At 60.4% G+C, this 16,952-nt stretch carries 13 protein-coding genes and 1 tRNA gene; 1 reads left to right on the top strand and 13 read right to left on the bottom strand.

The window, feature by feature from the left end; genetic code table 11:
• Positions 1-193 (top strand): ATP-binding protein (locus EET67_RS02775; protein ID WP_165899778.1); only part of this gene is annotated, 193 nt, incomplete at its 5' end.
• Positions 194-279: 86 nt separating this feature from the next.
• Here EET67_RS02775 and EET67_RS02770 read toward each other — a convergent pair.
• From EET67_RS02770 to EET67_RS02710, 13 genes are all read right to left on the bottom strand, one after another.
• Positions 280-1,182, bottom strand: coding sequence for a tetratricopeptide repeat protein (locus EET67_RS02770; RefSeq protein WP_165899777.1), 903 nt, complete (start codon positions 1,180-1,182; stop codon positions 280-282).
• Positions 1,183-1,277: 95 nt separating this feature from the next.
• Complete coding sequence (locus EET67_RS02765; protein ID WP_128624696.1) at positions 1,278-2,288, bottom strand: HupA family protein; 1,011 nt, start codon at positions 2,286-2,288, stop codon at positions 1,278-1,280.
• A gap of 96 nt (positions 2,289-2,384) precedes the next feature.
• The gene (locus EET67_RS02760) at positions 2,385-3,533 is read right to left on the bottom strand and encodes a helix-turn-helix transcriptional regulator (RefSeq protein ID WP_128624695.1); all 1,149 of its coding nucleotides are present in this window, start codon (positions 3,531-3,533) and stop codon (positions 2,385-2,387) included.
• 167 nt (positions 3,534-3,700) lie between these two features.
• On the bottom strand, positions 3,701-7,897 hold the full coding sequence (gene rpoC / locus EET67_RS02755) for a DNA-directed RNA polymerase subunit beta' (RefSeq protein WP_128624694.1): 4,197 nt from the start codon (positions 7,895-7,897) through the stop codon (positions 3,701-3,703).
• A gap of 192 nt (positions 7,898-8,089) precedes the next feature.
• Positions 8,090-12,226 (bottom strand): DNA-directed RNA polymerase subunit beta, encoded by a 4,137-nt coding sequence (gene rpoB / locus EET67_RS02750; protein ID WP_128624693.1) that lies wholly within the window; start codon positions 12,224-12,226, stop codon positions 8,090-8,092.
• Between the two features lie 207 nt (positions 12,227-12,433).
• The gene (rplL, locus tag EET67_RS02745; protein WP_128624692.1) at positions 12,434-12,811 is read right to left on the bottom strand and encodes a 50S ribosomal protein L7/L12; all 378 of its coding nucleotides are present in this window, start codon (positions 12,809-12,811) and stop codon (positions 12,434-12,436) included.
• A gap of 57 nt (positions 12,812-12,868) precedes the next feature.
• Positions 12,869-13,387 carry a 50S ribosomal protein L10 gene (rplJ, locus tag EET67_RS02740; protein WP_128624691.1) on the bottom strand — a complete coding sequence of 173 codons (519 nt, stop codon included), beginning with the start codon at positions 13,385-13,387 and terminating at the stop codon, positions 12,869-12,871.
• A gap of 360 nt (positions 13,388-13,747) precedes the next feature.
• Positions 13,748-14,449 (bottom strand): 50S ribosomal protein L1, encoded by a 702-nt coding sequence (gene rplA, locus EET67_RS02735; protein ID WP_128624690.1) that lies wholly within the window; start codon positions 14,447-14,449, stop codon positions 13,748-13,750.
• Between the two features lie 4 nt (positions 14,450-14,453).
• Positions 14,454-14,882 (bottom strand): 50S ribosomal protein L11, encoded by a 429-nt coding sequence (gene rplK, locus EET67_RS02730; RefSeq protein ID WP_128624689.1) that lies wholly within the window; start codon positions 14,880-14,882, stop codon positions 14,454-14,456.
• Between the two features lie 161 nt (positions 14,883-15,043).
• Positions 15,044-15,571 (bottom strand): transcription termination/antitermination protein NusG, encoded by a 528-nt coding sequence (nusG, locus tag EET67_RS02725; protein ID WP_128624688.1) that lies wholly within the window; start codon positions 15,569-15,571, stop codon positions 15,044-15,046.
• 28 nt (positions 15,572-15,599) lie between these two features.
• Positions 15,600-15,803 (bottom strand): preprotein translocase subunit SecE, encoded by a 204-nt coding sequence (secE, locus tag EET67_RS02720; RefSeq protein ID WP_128624687.1) that lies wholly within the window; start codon positions 15,801-15,803, stop codon positions 15,600-15,602.
• A 298-nt stretch (positions 15,804-16,101) separates the two neighbouring features.
• Positions 16,102-16,177 (bottom strand) — tRNA-Trp (locus EET67_RS02715).
• Between the two features lie 109 nt (positions 16,178-16,286).
• Positions 16,287-16,952: EF-Tu C-terminal domain-related protein (locus EET67_RS02710; RefSeq protein WP_245450691.1), on the bottom strand; the 666-nt coding region annotated here is incomplete at its 5' end.

Below are 16,952 nucleotides of genomic sequence, written 5' to 3'. Positions count from 1 at the left end.
CTTCCACCTCGTATCCAAGCTCTACGAGCGCACCAGCGTCATCATCACCACCAACCTCTCATTCGGCGAATGGCCCAGCGTCTTCGGCGATGCCAAGATGACCACAGCGCTGCTCGATCGGCTCACCCATCACTGCGAGATCGTCGAGACCGGAAACGAATCCTGGCGCTTCAAGAGCCGCTCTCAAAGCTAAGCCGAAAAGCCAATCAGCCGCGCCCGATCAGGCTGTGCAACCCCGACCAGCTTCGCCTGATCGGGCGCTCACCGCCGTGCCCTTCATCAACCCAAGCAGGGGGTCCCTTTTACGCGAAAATACGGGGTCCCGATTCCATGGTCATTGACATGCGGCCCCAATTCGAAAGACCCACCCAGCGAGAAACCATAGCGGAAGGCATAGGGCTCCCAGGCGAGCAGACGGTAGTCGACGATAGGTCCAGCCTGCAATTCCAGCCGCCCGAAGCGTCTGGCCAGCGAAAGGCTGGTGGATAGCGAGAGTTCGTCGAACCCGCTTCCGCTGTAATTCTTGAGATCGACGGAGCCTGCCCATGTCAGCCGGCTCTGCTTGTCGAGATAAAAGCTGCGATAGGCATTGCCGCCCGCACCGAAACCGACGCCGCTTTGCTTGCGGCCCTCCTCGTCGATCTCGAAATCCATGTCTCCCACCTTGACCACGGCGTGGCCGGAGCCCCTGTTGACATTGGTCGAGGGAAGGACACTCAGATAACCGGAAAAGCCATAGGGCCGCTGGTCTTTCACGCTCTCGCCGAAGGAACGCGCCTGGCGGCGGATTTCGGGATCGTTCGAGCCTAGTTCGATAATTTGCAATTGGTGCAGCGCTGCATCCGAATCACCCAAATCGGTCAAAGCGCTGGACAATTCGATTCGGGCGGGGGTGAAATTCGGCTCTCGCGAAAGGATAAATCGGAAGACCTCCACGGCCTCGCGATTTCTTCCCTGCTGGCGCAGGATCAGCCCTTCAAGCTGCGCAAGGTGCAGCGGAGCGTCGGGACGTCCCGAAACCGCCTGGCGCAGCACGGAGCGCGCTGTCTCATAGTCCCCCTGCCCGACAAGCTGGATAGCATGCGTCGCCTGCTCGCCGACAGTCGCGGCCGCTGCCACGGACGGCAGCCCGGCGCCAAGCCACAGCGCGCCGGCGAGAACGAAAATCAACCGAAAATGCACTGATTCGACACCGTAATCGGGGGTACTTCCAAAAGAGGGAGCCAAACGCGACTGGCGCGTTTGGCTCCCGGAATGGCTGTCCTTCAGACCACCCGTTACTGCTTTTCACCCGCAAAGAACCCGGCTCCGACGAACTTGCCGCCTTCGCTGATGCCCTTCGCAGAGATCACGCCACCGACCTGCTCCGCATTCGGACCATAGAAGCGGCCTGAATAGGTGCTGCCGTTCAGATTGCCGTCGATCGCGGTATTGGCAGCTGCGTTACCGACGACACCACCGCCGGTGAAGCCATTGGCGCTGATCTTGGATTCGGTCAGCGAGATTGCCGCACCATTCACAGGCATCCAGCCAGTCCACTTGTTGCCGGTATCCACGTTGCGCTGGCGAGCCTCGATGTTGTCGATCGAACCGGAAACCGAGCCCTGATCGAATTTTGCGGCAAGGGTCAGGTCGCCACGCACACCAACGCGGTCCGTTATATCGGCCTCCTGACGGGTATCGACACGCGCCCGGCCCTTATAGGTGGCGTTGGCCTCAGCCTTCACCGTCTCCGGAGCAGTCTCCGCACCGACCACCGCATAGCCAATCGTTCCAACGCCGTTCTTGTCGCTGTCATACTGCCAGACCTGCAGATATCTCTCGTCGGTCCCGTCAAGAATACTCGCCGTGTCCGAGGTGTGGGATGAGAGAAAGCCGCGGGCATTTTCCCATTCGTAGGATTTGCCGTCGGGCTCGACGAATTTGTCACCATCCGCGAAACTCACCGTCTCGCCATTGACAGTCATGTCCATGCCGCCCTGGGCATTTTTCTTGACCGAAAATGCTGCTGGATCCACGGCTTTTGCAGTGCGGGCGCCATAGGCCAACTCGATTGTTGCCGAATTGCTGGCTGCGGCGGTCAGGGTCTTGCCATCTTTCACAGCGGCCGCAGCCGTATCCGTCGCCTTGGTCGCGATGTAGTCACCCGCCACGAGCCCCCCGCCCGGTCCACCAGGGCCGCCGGGGCCACCAGGCCCTTCTGCTGAATCATCATTGTGCTTGCAGCCGGCCAATGCCAACGCCAGCGGAATGATCGAAACGGCGATCATGGTCTTCTTTGAAAGCATAAGTATCCCCTACTGCCTGAATATTAAAACCGACAGTAGGGATATCGCTCGATGGCCGGGCCTCGAAACTCCCATATGGGAGTGGTGGATCATCAATCACATCAGCCGCTTGAGCAAAGCCACCAGTTCGCTTTGCCTGTTCGTGCCGGTTTTCTGAAAAATGGTCTTCAATCGCTGGCGCGCCGTCTCATGTGTCACGGAAAGCGTATCTGCCGCTTCCTTGAGCGTATAATTTTGCGCAAGCACGCTGCACAGCCGTATTTCCGACGGCGTCAGGCCAAAGGCCGATCCGAACTCCATCACCGATTGATCATCGCTCGACGCCGAAAGCGTGCGGATTGTCACCAGAAACTGCCGACGCCAGGAGATCGGCAGGGAACTGATGCTTCTCGGCAACAGGCCAACCACAATCTGATGGACGTCCTTTCCATGACGGAAAATTCTCGACGTCGAATCGAGAGGAACATCGCTGGCCAGACAATGAAGGGTTCGCCGCAGCCACGAATCGATGTCGGGGATCAAAACAGAAACCACATTCAGCCTGGACGAGATCAGATGGCGTGAACGAAAATGTACCTCAGCCATCTCGCTTGCCGCGTCGAGACACCTCTCCTCGTCAATCACGAATGCGATGTCGTCAGACCGCGCGAGAAGGGCGGATACGGATCGCTCCTGGCCAAGGATGCGTTCGAATGTCCGGGCCATCTCGACCGAACGCTTGAGTTGGCCGCGAACGCGCAAGAGCACTTCCGATGTCGATCGATCAAATATTTCCGCTCCACCCAACGGATAGTGCATTGTCAGGACAATAATATCCGTCGCTGATGCTTCCAGCATGATCGCGGACGCCGCTTCCACATTCTTTTGTGGGATCAGCCAGTCATTGTAGAATTCAGTGTGGGCAAAATCCCGTGCGGGGAAATCACGCTCCGAGATGATTATACTGCCGGGCCCTACCTTGGCAAAGCAATCGAGCCAGGGATTGACTTGCATATAATAGTCCCGGAATGACCGGATAAAATCCGGATCGAATCCTTCGATACAGTCAAATCGCAACGTCCTCGCGGCAGGGTCGACGTTCTTAAGCGCAACCGCAGATCCAGGAAAAGATCCGGAGAGAATGTCGACTGCCTCGCTCCATCCAGACGAGTCAAAAGGCGCGCGATCAAACGCCTCGCCAACAATGTTCGATGTGTCGGAAATAAACTTCCGGTCTATCAGCTTATGGCTGACATAGCCCGCCATGCGTCAAATCCCCCGCTCCCAGGGCTTTCTCGCATATTCGTTCAGGCAATAAAAGCTCCCCGGGTGGGGACTGGTCACAACAAAGAGCCGCCGGCTAACCCGGCGGCTCTTTTGTCAGAAGTTTTGCAGACGGCGGGTATTCTAACAATACATCACCACCTAAGCCTTTACTGTGCGGCGTTGACCATGTCGGTCAGCATCGGCTCGGCGACTTCCGCTCCGGACGCCTTGCGGCGCTCGTCGAGGATCAGTTCGTCGCGCGAGGTGGCGATGCGCCGGATTGCACTCATCTGGCCGCCGGTGCCAGCCGGGATCAGGCGGCCGACGATGACGTTTTCCTTCAGGCCCTGCAGCATGTCGGTCTTGCCGGCCACAGCCGCCTCGGTCAGCACGCGGGTCGTCTCCTGGAAGGAAGCGGCCGAAATGAAGGACGGCGTCTGCAGCGAGGCCTTGGTGATGCCGAGCAGCACCGGCTGACCTTCCGCAGGCTTCTTGCCGTCCTCGACCAGACGCTCGTTGACCTCGTCCAGTTCGATCACATCGACATGATCGCCCGGAATATAGGTCGAATCGCCCTGCGTGGTGATCTCGACCTTCTGCAGCATCTGGCGAACGATCACCTCGATGTGCTTGTCGTTAATCAACACGCCCTGCAACCGGTAGACTTCCTGGATCTCGTTGACGAGATAGGAGGCAAGTGCCTCCACGCCCTTGATGGCCAGGATGTCGTGCGGCGCCGGGTTACCGTCGAGGATGTAGTCGCCCTTCTCGATCGCGTCACCGTCCTGAAGATGGAACGGCTTGCCCTTCGGGATCAGGTATTCGACCGGCTCCAGCGTGGAGTCATGCGGCTCGATGACGATACGGCGCTTGTTCTTGTAGTCGCGGCCGAAGCGGATCGTGCCGTCGATCTCGGCGATGATGGCATGGTCCTTCGGGCGGCGAGCCTCGAACAGTTCGGCCACACGCGGCAGACCACCGGTGATGTCCTTGGTCTTGGCGCTTTCCATCGGAATACGGGCAATGACGTCGCCGGGCCGAACCTTTGCACCCGGCTCGACCGACAGAACGGCCTCCACCGACAGCTGGAAGCGGGCATCGCCGCCCTTGGCCAGCTTGCCGACCTTGCCCTTGGCATCGAGGATGGTGATCGCCGGCTTGAGGTCCGAGCCACGTGGCGTGGACCGCCAGTCGATAACCTCGCGCTTGGTGATACCGGTCGATTCGTCCGCCGTTTCCTGCACGGAGATACCGTCGACCAGGTCCTCGAACGCCACCGTACCCTCGATTTCCGTAAGGATCGGACGGGTATAGGGGTCCCACTCGGCGATACGCTGGCCGCGTTTCACCTTATCGCCATCATCCACGAAGATGCGCGATCCGTAGGTCAGGCGATGCGCGGCGCGTTCCTTGCCGGCTTCGTCGAGGATCAGAACCGCCATGTTGCGGCCCATGACCATCAACTGGCCATCGGAGTTGCGCACCACGTTGCGGTTGCGGATCGAGACCGTACCCTCATAGGAAGCTTCGAGGAACGAGCTATCCACCACCTGCGCCGTACCGCCCATGTGGAAAGTACGCATGGTGAGCTGGGTTCCCGGCTCGCCGATCGACTGGGCGGCGATGACACCGACCGCTTCGCCCTGGTTGACAGGGGTTCCGCGGGCAAGGTCGCGCCCATAGCAGACCGCACAGACGCCGGTCCTGACCTCACAGGTCAGCGCCGAGCGGATGCGGACGGACTGGATGCCGGCCTTCTCGATCTGCTCGATGTCGCGCTCGTCCATCAGCGTCCCGGCCTTGACGATCAGATCGCCAGTGACTGGATGGTTAATGTCATCGAGCGCCGTGCGTCCGAGAATGCGCTGGCCTAGCGACGCAACCACCTGGCCGGCATCGACGATCGGCTGCATGGTCAGGCCCTTTTCGGTGCCGCAGTCGAGCGAATTGACGATGCAATCCTGCGCGACGTCGACCAGACGACGCGTCAGGTAGCCGGAGTTCGCCGTTTTCAACGCCGTGTCCGCCAGGCCCTTGCGGGCGCCGTGGGTGGAGTTGAAATATTCAAGAACGGTCAGGCCTTCCTTGAAGTTGGAAATGATCGGCGTCTCGATGATCTCGCCCGACGGCTTCGCCATCAGGCCGCGCATGCCGGCAAGCTGGCGCATCTGGGTCGGCGAACCACGCGCACCGGAGTGCGACATCATGTAGATCGAGTTCATCGGCTTCTGACGGCCACTGTCCTCGAACTCGACGGCCTTGATGCGCGCCATCATCTCGTCGGCAACCTTTTCGGAGCACTTGGCCCAGGCGTCGACGACCTTGTTGTACTTCTCGCCCTGCGTGATCAGGCCGTCATTGTACTGCTGCTCATATTCCTTGGCCAAGGCCTCGGTGTCCGCCACCAGCTTGGCCTTGGTGTCCGGAATAACCATGTCGTCCTTGCCGAACGAAATGCCGGCACGGCAGGCATGGGCAAAGCCGAGCGCCATGATGCGGTCGCAGAAAATGACCGTCTCCTTCTGGCCGCAGTGGCGGTAGACCGTGTCGATCATCTTGGAGATGTTCTTCTTGGTCATCTCCTGGTTGGCGGTCTCGAACGGCACGTTGACGTTCTTCGGCAGCAGTTCGCCGATGATCATGCGGCCTGGCGTCGTTTCGTAGATCTTCGAAACGACATTGCCCTGCGCATCCACCGAGCGGAACCGACCCTTGATCTTGGAGTGAAGGGTAACGGCCTTGGTTTCAAGCGCGTGCTGGAGTTCGCCCATGTCGGAGAACACCATGCCCTCGCCCGGCTCGTTCTGGTTGACGATCGAGAGATAGTAGAGGCCAAGCACCATGTCCTGCGACGGCACGATGATCGGCGCACCCGAAGCCGGATGCAGAATGTTGTTGGTCGACATCATCAACACGCGCGCTTCGAGCTGCGCTTCGAGCGACAGCGGAACGTGCACGGCCATCTGGTCGCCATCGAAGTCGGCGTTGAAAGCGGTGCAGACCAGCGGATGAAGCTGGATCGCCTTGCCCTCGATCAGAGTGGGCTCGAAGGCCTGGATGCCGAGGCGGTGCAGCGTCGGTGCGCGGTTGAGCAGCACCGGATGCTCGCGGATGACCTCGTCGAGGATATCCCAGACTTCCGGCTTTTCCTTCTCGACCAGCTTCTTGGCCTGCTTGACGGTCGAGGAGTAGCCCTTGGCGTCAAGGCGCGCATAGATGAACGGCTTGAACAGTTCGAGCGCCATCTTCTTGGGCAGGCCGCATTGGTGCAGCTTGAGCTCCGGACCGGTCACGATGACCGAGCGGCCGGAATAGTCGACGCGCTTGCCGAGCAGGTTTTGGCGGAACCGGCCCTGCTTGCCCTTCAGCATATCCGACAGCGACTTCAGCGGGCGCTTGTTGGCGCCGGTGATGACACGACCGCGGCGGCCATTGTCGAACAGGGCGTCGACCGCCTCCTGCAGCATGCGCTTTTCATTGCGGATGATGATGCCCGGCGCCCGCAGTTCGATCAGCCGCTTCAAACGGTTGTTGCGGTTGATGACGCGGCGATAAAGATCGTTGAGGTCGGACGTGGCGAAGCGGCCGCCATCCAGCGGCACCAGCGGACGCAGATCCGGCGGGATAACCGGCACGACCTTCATGATCATCCATTCCGGACGGTTGCCGGACTCGATGAAGTTTTCGACGACCTTGAGACGCTTGAGCAGCTTCTTCTGCTTGAGTTCCGACGTGGTCGAGGCAAGCTCCGAGCGCAGATCGCCCGCGATCTTCTCCAGTTCCATACCGGCCAGCAGGTCGTGGATGGCCTCCGCGCCAATCATGGCGGTGAACTGGTCTTCGCCATATTCGTCGACCGCGATGGTGTATTCTTCTTCCGACAGAAGCTGATTTTCCTTCAGCGCCGTCAGGCCAGGCTCGGTGACGATGTAGTTTTCGAAGTAAAGGACACGTTCGATGTCCTTGAGCGTCATGTCGAGCAGCGTGCCGATGCGGCTAGGCAGCGACTTCAGGAACCAGATATGGGCAACCGGGGCAGCCAGCTCGATATGGCCCATGCGCTCGCGGCGCACGCGCGACAGCGTGACTTCAACACCGCACTTCTCGCAGATGACGCCCTTGTACTTCATGCGCTTGTACTTGCCGCACAGGCACTCATAGTCCTTGATCGGACCGAAGATGCGCGCGCAGAACAGACCGTCGCGCTCCGGCTTGAAGGTACGATAGTTGATGGTTTCCGGCTTCTTGATCTCGCCGAACGACCAGGACAGGATCTTCTCCGGGCTGGCGAGCGAAATCCGGATGGAATCAAACACCTGCGCCGGAGCGTTGGTGTTGAAGAGATTCATGACCTCTTGGTTCATGCCGTTCTCCTTATCGGGACCGAAGGTCCCTTTCGAACACTGGTGGGCGCTCTCGCCCCTTGGTGATCCGCTCTAACGCCGCCGCTTCGCTGGCATCACCGGATCCGTACAATCGGCCGCGCCGGGCGACCGTCAATCTGAACAGCGTCGCCGCGGAGCATATTTCAGCTCCGCGGCACGCCATTTTTCGGCTTATTCGGCCGCGTCAGGCAGATGCGTCGGCACTTCGTCGACCCGGGTGTTTTCCAGTTCGACATTGAGCCCGAGCGAGCGCATTTCCTTGACCAGCACGTTGAAGCTCTCGGGAATGCCGGCTTCAAACGTGTCGTCACCGCGCACGATCGCCTCATAGACCTTGGTGCGGCCGGCCACGTCGTCCGACTTCACCGTCAGCATCTCCTGCAACGTGTAGGCGGCGCCGTAGGCTTCGAGCGCCCAGACCTCCATCTCACCGAAGCGCTGGCCACCGAACTGCGCCTTGCCACCCAGCGGCTGCTGGGTGACGAGCGAGTAAGGTCCGATCGAACGCGCGTGGATCTTGTCGTCCACCAGGTGATGAAGCTTGAGCATATAGATATAGCCCATCGTCACCTTGCGATCGAACGGCTCGCCCGTGCGCCCGTCATAGAGCTGCGACTGACCGCTGCTGTGCAGGCCCGCCTGTTCCAGCATCTCGTTGATGTTGGCTTCATGCGCGCCGTCAAAGACCGGGGTCGCGATGGAGACACCGCGCCGCATCTGCTCGCCAAGGCGAATGATGGACTCGTCGTCATAGTCGCGCACCGGCTCGTTGCGGTCGTTGGCCGGGATGACCTGCTCGATGGTATGGCGCAGCGGCTCGATATCGCCACCTGCCTTATATGCATCGATCAGTTCGCCGATCTTCTTGCCCATGCCTGCACAGGCCCAGCCAAGATGCGTCTCTAGGATCTGGCCGACATTCATGCGCGATGGCACGCCCAACGGGTTGAGCACGATGTCGGCATGCGTGCCGTCCTCGAGGAACGGCATGTCCTCGACCGGAACGATGCGCGAAACCACGCCCTTGTTGCCGTGACGGCCGGCCATCTTGTCGCCGGGCTGCATCTTGCGCTTCACAGCCACGAAGACCTTGACCATCTTCATGACGCCGGGCGGCATCTCGTCGCCGCGCTGCACCTTCTCGACCTTGTCCATGAAGCGCTGCTCGAGCGCCTTCTTGGAGTCGTCATACTGGCCGCGCAAGGCTTCGAGTTCGCTCTGGAGCTTCTCGTCCTCGACGGCAAACTGCCACCACTGCGAGCGCGGATAATCGTCGAGCGTCTCCTTGGCGAGCGTGGAGCCCTTCTTGAAGCCTTTCGGCCCGGCAATCGCATCCTTGCCGATCAGCATGTCTGACAGGCGCGAATAGACGTTGCGGTCCAAAATGGCCTGCTCGTCGTCGCGGTCCTTGGCAAGGCGTTCGATTTCCTCGCGCTCGATCGCCATTGCGCGTTCGTCCTTTTCGACGCCGTGACGGTTGAACACGCGAACCTCGACCACGGTTCCATAGGTCCCGGGCGGCATGCGCATGGAGGTGTCACGCACGTCGGAAGCCTTTTCGCCGAAGATGGCGCGCAGGAGCTTTTCTTCCGGCGTCATCGGGCTTTCGCCCTTCGGCGTGATCTTGCCGACCAGGATGTCACCCGGCAACACTTCCGCGCCGATATAGACGATGCCTGCCTCGTCGAGGTTCTTCAGCGCTTCTTCCGACACGTTCGGAATATCGCGGGTGATCTCCTCAGGCCCGAGCTTGGTGTCGCGCGCCATGACCTCGAATTCCTCGATATGGATCGAGGTGAAGACGTCATCGGCAACGATACGCTCCGACAGCAGGATGGAGTCCTCGTAGTTGTAGCCGTTCCAGGGCATGAAGGCCACGAGCACGTTGCGGCCGAGCGCCAGATCGCCCAGATCGGTCGACGGGCCGTCGGCGATGATGTCGCCCTTGTTGACCCGGTCGCCCATCTTCACCAGCGGGCGCTGGTTGATGCAGGTGTTCTGGTTCGAACGCTGGAACTTCATCAGCCGATAGATATCGACGCCGGACTTGCCCGGATCGAGATCTTCGGTCGCGCGGATAACGATACGCGTCGCATCGACCTGGTCGACGATGCCGCCACGGCGTGCGCCGATGGCCGCGCCCGAGTCGCGCGCAACGATCGGCTCCATGCCGGTGCCGACGAACGGCGCTTCGGCGCGCACCAGCGGCACGGCCTGACGCTGCATGTTCGAGCCCATGAGAGCGCGGTTGGCGTCGTCGTTTTCCAGGAACGGGATCAGAGCCGCAGCAACCGAAACGAGCTGCTTGGGCGACACGTCCATCAGGTCGACATTCTCGCGCGGCGCCATCATCACTTCGCCGCTATGACGGCAAATGACGAACTCATCGACGAAGCGCCCCTCGCTGTCGAGATCGGCGTTGGCCTGCGCAACATAATGCTTGGCCTCTTCCATTGCCGACAGATAGGTGACGTCCAGCGTCACCTTGCCATCGACGATCTTGCGATAGGGCGTCTCGATGAAGCCGTATTTGTTGACGCGCGCAAAGGTCGCCAGCGAGTTGATCAGGCCGATATTCGGGCCTTCCGGCGTCTCGATCGGGCAGATGCGGCCATAATGCGTCGGGTGCACGTCGCGCACCTCGAAGCCGGCACGCTCGCGGGTCAGACCACCAGGTCCAAGGGCGGAAAGACGGCGCTTATGCGTGATCTCCGACAACGGGTTGGTCTGGTCCATGAACTGCGACAGCTGCGAGGAACCGAAGAACTCGCGCACGGCAGCGGCCGCCGGCTTGGCGTTGATCAGGTCCTGCGGCATGACCGTGTCGATCTCGATCGAGGACATGCGCTCCTTGATCGCGCGCTCCATGCGCAGCAGGCCGACGCGGTACTGGTTTTCCATCAGTTCGCCGACCGAACGCACACGGCGGTTGCCGAGATTGTCGATGTCGTCGATCTCGCCCTTGCCGTCGCGCAGTTCGACCAGGGTCTTGACCACGGCCAGGATGTCCTCCTTGCGCAGCACGCGCACGGTGTCCGGGCAGTCGAGGTCAAGACGCATGTTCATCTTGACGCGACCGACGGCCGACAGGTCGTAGCGGTCGGCATCGAAGAACAGCGAATTGAACATCGCCTCGGCGGTCTCGAGCGTCGGCGGCTCGCCCGGGCGCATGACGCGGTAAATGTCGAACAGTGCGTCCTGCCGGCTCTCGTTCTTGTCGACAGCCAAAGTGTTGCGGATATAGCCGCCGACATTGATGTGGTCGATGTCGAGAACGGTGAACTCTTCCGCCCCCGTCGAGAGCAGGACCTTCAGCGTCTTTTCGTCGATCTCGTCGCCGGCCTCGAGGAAGATCTCGCCGGTCGCGTAGTCGACGATGTCTTCGGCCAGATAGCTGCCATAGAGATCGTCCTGGGTGGCCTTGATCGCCTTCAGACCCTTGTCGGCAAGCTGCTTGGCCTGACGGGCGGTGATCTTCTTGCCGCCTTCAACGACGATCTCGCCGGTGTCGGCATCAACCAGGTCATCCACCGCCTTCAGGCCGCGGAAGCGCTCGACGGTGTAGGGAATGCGCCAATGGTCGCCCGAGCGCTTGTACTCGATCTTGTTGTAGAAGGTGGACAGGATTTCCTCGCCGTCCATGCCGAGCGCCATCAGCAGCGACGTCACCGGAATCTTGCGGCGACGGTCGATGCGTGCATGCACGACATCCTTCGAATCGAACTCGATATCGAGCCAGGATCCGCGATAGGGAATGACGCGCGCGGCAAACAAAAGCTTACCCGACGAATGCGACTTGCCCTTGTCGTGGTCGAAGAAGACGCCCGGGGACCGGTGCATCTGCGAGACGATGACGCGCTCCGTGCCATTGACGATGAAGGTGCCGTTCGACGTCATCAGCGGCATGTCGCCCATATAGACGTCCTGCTCCTTGATGTCCTTGATCGACTTGGCGCCGGTATCCTCGTCAATATCGAACACGATGAGGCGCAGCGTCACCTTCAGCGGCGCGGCAAAGGTCAGGTCGCGCTGACGGCATTCGTCAACGTCGAATTTCGGCGCTTCGAACTCGTATTTGACGAATTCCAGCATCGAGGCGCCGGAAAAATCGGAAATCGGGAAGACCGACTTGAAAACAGCCTGCAACCCCTCATCCGGGCGGCCGCCTTCGGGCTCGTCCACCATGAGGAACTGGTCATATGATGCCTTTTGAACCTCGATCAGGTTCGGCATCTCCGCAACTTCCGGGATATTTCCGAAAAACTTGCGTACGCGCCTGCGGCCATTGAAAGTCTGGGTCTGGGCCATCGTCGCTCCTTAGCTCGCTCTCTTGGGGCGCAGCCTCGGCCGGCGCGCCTTGCAATGCTTGACCGTCCTCGCCGACGGTCCATCCGAAACGGGTGAAAACCCGTTTCCTGAAGGCCGCCGCTGGCCCTCAGGAAAGAGGTTTTCCAAACACTTGTCCCGCCACAAGGGACCGGCGGGCAGCAAAGCCACCCGCCGAAACCACAATACTTACTTCAGTTCGACCTTGGCGCCGGCTGCTTCGAGCTGGGCCTTGATCTTCTCGGCGTCGGCCTTGGCCACCGCTTCCTTGACCGGCTTGGGAGCAGCTTCGACCAGGTCCTTGGCTTCCTTGAGGCCGAGGCCGGTGATCGCGCGCACTTCCTTGATCACGTTGATCTTCTGGGCGCCGGCATCGGCGAGAATGACGTCGAATTCGGTCTTCTCTTCCACAGCCTCAGCCGGGGCAGCAGCGCCGCCAGCAGCAGCAACTGCAACAGGAGCAGCAGCCGAAACGCCCCACTTCTCTTCCAGCAGCTTCGACAGTTCAGCCGCCTCAAGGACGGTCAGGGCCGAGAGGTCTTCAACGATCTTGGTCAGATCAGCCATTTTTCAATTCCTTTAAAAGTTCGAACACATGTTGTTGATGCAGGTTGAGGAACAGCCTTATGCCGCCTCGTCCTTCCGGGCATAGGCGCCGAAAACGCGGGCAAGATTTCCTGCCGGTGCGTTGACGACTGCCGCGATCCTGGTTGCCGGCGTCTGAATCATGCCGACGATCTTGGCCCTGAGCTCATCAAGCGACGGCATGGTGGCAAGAGCCTTCACACCATCGGCATCGAGCGTGGTTGCGCCCATCGCGCCACCGAGAATGACAAGCTTGTCATTTCCCTTGGCGAAATCGGCAGCAACCTTGGGTGCCGCGACCGGATCATCCGCGTAGGCGATCAGGGTCTGTCCCTTGAACAGATCCTTCATGCCTTCGGCTTCCGTGCCCTGAAGAGCGATTATGGCAAGGCGGTTCTTCGCGACTTTGACGGTGCCGCCGGCTGCGCGCATTTTCGACCGAAGGTCGGTCATGTTCGCAACTGTAAGCCCGGCATAGTGGGCCACGACGACTGAACCGGTGGCTGAAAACACCTCGTTCAGGCCCGTGACGAATTCGCGCTTTTCCGCTCTATCCACTGCCTATCTCCAGTTGACAGCCATTTCATGACGAAATGCCTGCCGGGTTGCCTTTTGCCGGCCGGGCTATCCAGAATTCCGGATCACCCGAACGACGCTCGAGGATCCTGCCCCCTTTCGCCACACCAGCACGCCGGTGCGCAGACAAAAGGCAAACACGGTTCGAACCTTCCATCGGAGCATGGCTCCTTTGTCTGGTCTTCACCCGTCTCATGCAGGCCCATGCGAATTAAGGTCGGGACCGCCTGCAATCTCGGACAGGATGTCCGGAAGCATTTCCGCTTCCGGTATCCGGGTCCCGTAAGACCCGGAATTCTTCATGAGGATCAGACCGACGACACGACCTGATCCGGCCTCACATCACGCCACAGGCGCGATGCTTGCAAGATCGACCTTCAGGCCAGGACCCATCGTCGAGGTGATCGACACCTTCTTGAGATAGACGCCCTTGGCACCGGCGGGCTTGGCCTTGTTGACCGCATCGGCAAAGGCGCGGACATTCTCTTCCAGCGCCTTGGTGTCGAAGGAGAGCTTGCCGACGCCGCCATGCACGATGCCGGCTTTCTCGACGCGGAACTCAACCGCACCGCCCTTCGAAGCCTTGACGGCCGCAGCGATATCGGTGGTCACGGTGCCGACCTTGGGGTTCGGCATCATGCCACGCGGGCCGAGGACCTTACCCAGACGACCAACCAGCGGCATCATGTCGGGCGTGGCAATGCAGCGGTCGAAATTGATCTCGCCCTTCTGCACGATCTCGACCAGATCTTCCGCACCGACGACATCTGCACCGGCGGCGCGGGCTTCGTCAGCCTTGGCGTCCCTGGCGAAAACAGCGACGCGGACGGTACGGCCGGTACCATTCGGCAGATTGACCACGCCGCGGACCATCTGGTCGGCATGGCGCGGGTCGACGCCGAGATTCATGGCGATTTCAATCGTCTCGTCGAACTTGACCTTCGAGCGATCCTTCAGAAGTTCGATCGCCTCGTTAAGGCCATAGGCCTTGTTGACGTCGATGCCCTCGCGGGACGTGGCTACGCGCTTTGCAATCTTTGCCATGATCTCAGCCCACCACTTCCAGGCCCATCGAACGGGCGGAACCCTCGACCATGCGCATGGCCGATTCCACGTCGTTGGCGTTGAGGTCCTTCATCTTGGCTTCAGCGATCTCGCGCACCTTGTCGCGGCTGATCTGCCCGGCCTTCGTCTTGCCCGGCTCCTTCGAGCCCGACTTGAGGTTCGCAGCCTTCTTGAGGAAGTAGGCCACCGGCGGCGTCTTCATGACGAAGGTGAACGACTTGTCCTGGTAATAGGTGATCACGACCGGAATCGGCGAACCCTTTTCCAACTCCTGGCTCTGCGCGTTGAACGCCTTGCAGAACTCCATGATATTGATGCCACGCTGACCAAGCGCAGGGCCGATCGGGGGCGACGGCGTCGCTGAACCCGCTGGAACCTGAAGCTTGAGCTGGCCTGCGATTTTCTTAGCCATCTCTTGTCTGCCTTGTCTTCATGCCGGAAACTTCCGACGGTTGCAGTTTGGTGGTGCGGAAGATGCCGGTTGGCAAGAGCCGCATCGTCCTTCCACCCCTATGGCGACCGGCTTGCGCCCCTCGCCTGCCGTGAACGCCATGACGCACACGGACTTCCGGATCAGCCCTTTTCGACCTGTCCGAATTCGAGATCGACAGGCACGGCGCGCCCGAAGATCGAAACCTCCACCTTGAGGCGCGCACGCTCCTCATCGACTTCCTGGACCGAGCCATTGAACGACGCAAAGGGCCCATCCGATACGCGAACCTGCTCACCGATCTCGAAGGTCACCGAAGGCTTCGGCCGCTCGACGCCTTCCTGGACCTGATGGAGAATGCGCTCGGCTTCCTTGTCAGTGATCGGCACCGGCTTGGAATCACCAAGAAAACCAGTCACTTTCGGCGTATTCTTGATAAGGCTGAAAACCGCGTCGGTCAGCGTTGCGCGCACCAGCACGTAACCCGGGAAGAACTTGCGCTCGGCATCGACCTTGCGGCCGCGACGCACCTCAACGACCTTTTCGGTCGGCACGATGATCTGCTCGATGAGATCACCAAGACCCTTTTGCTTGGCCTTGTTCTCAATATCCTCAGCGACCTTCTTCTCGAAATTCGAGTAGGCGTGGACGATGTACCACCGCGCAGTCATCTTCAAAATTCTCCGTATTCGCCGGGTATCAGCGGCCGATGCCGAGGATCAATTCGACCGCGAAAGCCATCAACTGATCGGCAGCGAAGAAAAAGATCATCGTCATCACCGCGAAGATGAGCACCATGATCGTGGAAATCACCGTCTCGCGCCGTGACGGCCACGTCACCTTCGCAGTCTCGGATCGCACCTGCTGGAGGAAGACGAAAGGATTGGTGGTTTTCGAAGCCATACGCCGCTCTGTTTTAAAAGACCCGCACGCGGGCCCCTTGGATGTCCCCGCTGGCCGGGAATTGCCTCTGCATGGTAGCAAAACCCAGCGCGAATCACGCTTTTTGTTCCGCCCATGCATTTCGGACGCGTAAAGCCGGCTACCCAGCTCCACGCGCCGCGTGTCTGTTGTACCTACATAAAACCGATTCCGGACACATGCAAGTGCCTAATCCGTCTTACTTGCCGAACACCCTTTTCAAGACCATCCAATCGTCCCGCAAAAGGCTATTTTGAAAACCGGGTCAGCATCCCGGAAATGGCAGGGGCAGCAGGGCTCGAACCCGCGACCTGCGGTTTTGGAGACCGCCGCTCTACCAACTGAGCTATACCCCTATGGTGGGTGCGTTCTTTCACAAACGAGGCGGCGATTCAAGAGCCGACTGCGTTATTCGAACGCTGCAAAAACTACCGGGAAGCAAAACCTCCCGGCAGGCAGGCAGACTTACTCGGTGATCGACACGACGACGCCGGCGCCGACCGTGCGGCCGCCTTCGCGGATGGCGAAGCGCAGCTTCTCTTCCATGGCGATCGGCACGATCAGTTCCACGTCCACCGTCACATTGTCGCCCGGCATCACCATCTCGGTGCCCTCGGCCAGATGCACGATGCCGGTCACGTCGGTGGTGCGGAAGTAGAACTGCGGACGGTAGTTGGTGAAGAACGGCGTGTGGCGGCCGCCCTCGTCCTTGGTCAGGATATAGGCCTCGGCCTTGAACTTGGTGTGCGGGGTGACCGAACCCGGCTTGGCCAGAACCTGGCCGCGCTCGACGCCCTCGCGGTCAACGCCGCGCAAAAGCGCACCGATGTTGTCGCCCGCCTGGCCCTGGTCGAGCAGCTTGCGGAACATCTCAACGCCCGTGCAGGTCGTCTTCGAGGTCGGGCGGATGCCGACGATCTCAAGCTCGTCGCCAACCTTGACAATGCCGCGCTCGACGCGACCCGTCACCACCGTGCCGCGGCCCGAGATCGAGAACACGTCCTCGATCGGCATCAGGAACGGCTGGTCGACCGGACGCTCCGGCGTCGGGATGTAAGAATCCACCGCCGCCATCAGCTCGCGGATCGCATCCTCGCCAAGCTTCTTGTCCGAATCCTCAAGCGCCGCCAG

The organism is Borborobacter arsenicus (assembly GCF_003934165.1).
GTDB classification, from domain to species: domain Bacteria; phylum Pseudomonadota; class Alphaproteobacteria; order Rhizobiales; family Rhizobiaceae; genus Pseudaminobacter; species Pseudaminobacter arsenicus.
The sequence above is the reverse complement of the archived record's forward strand: the minus strand, read 5'-3'. Positions and strand labels throughout refer to the sequence as shown.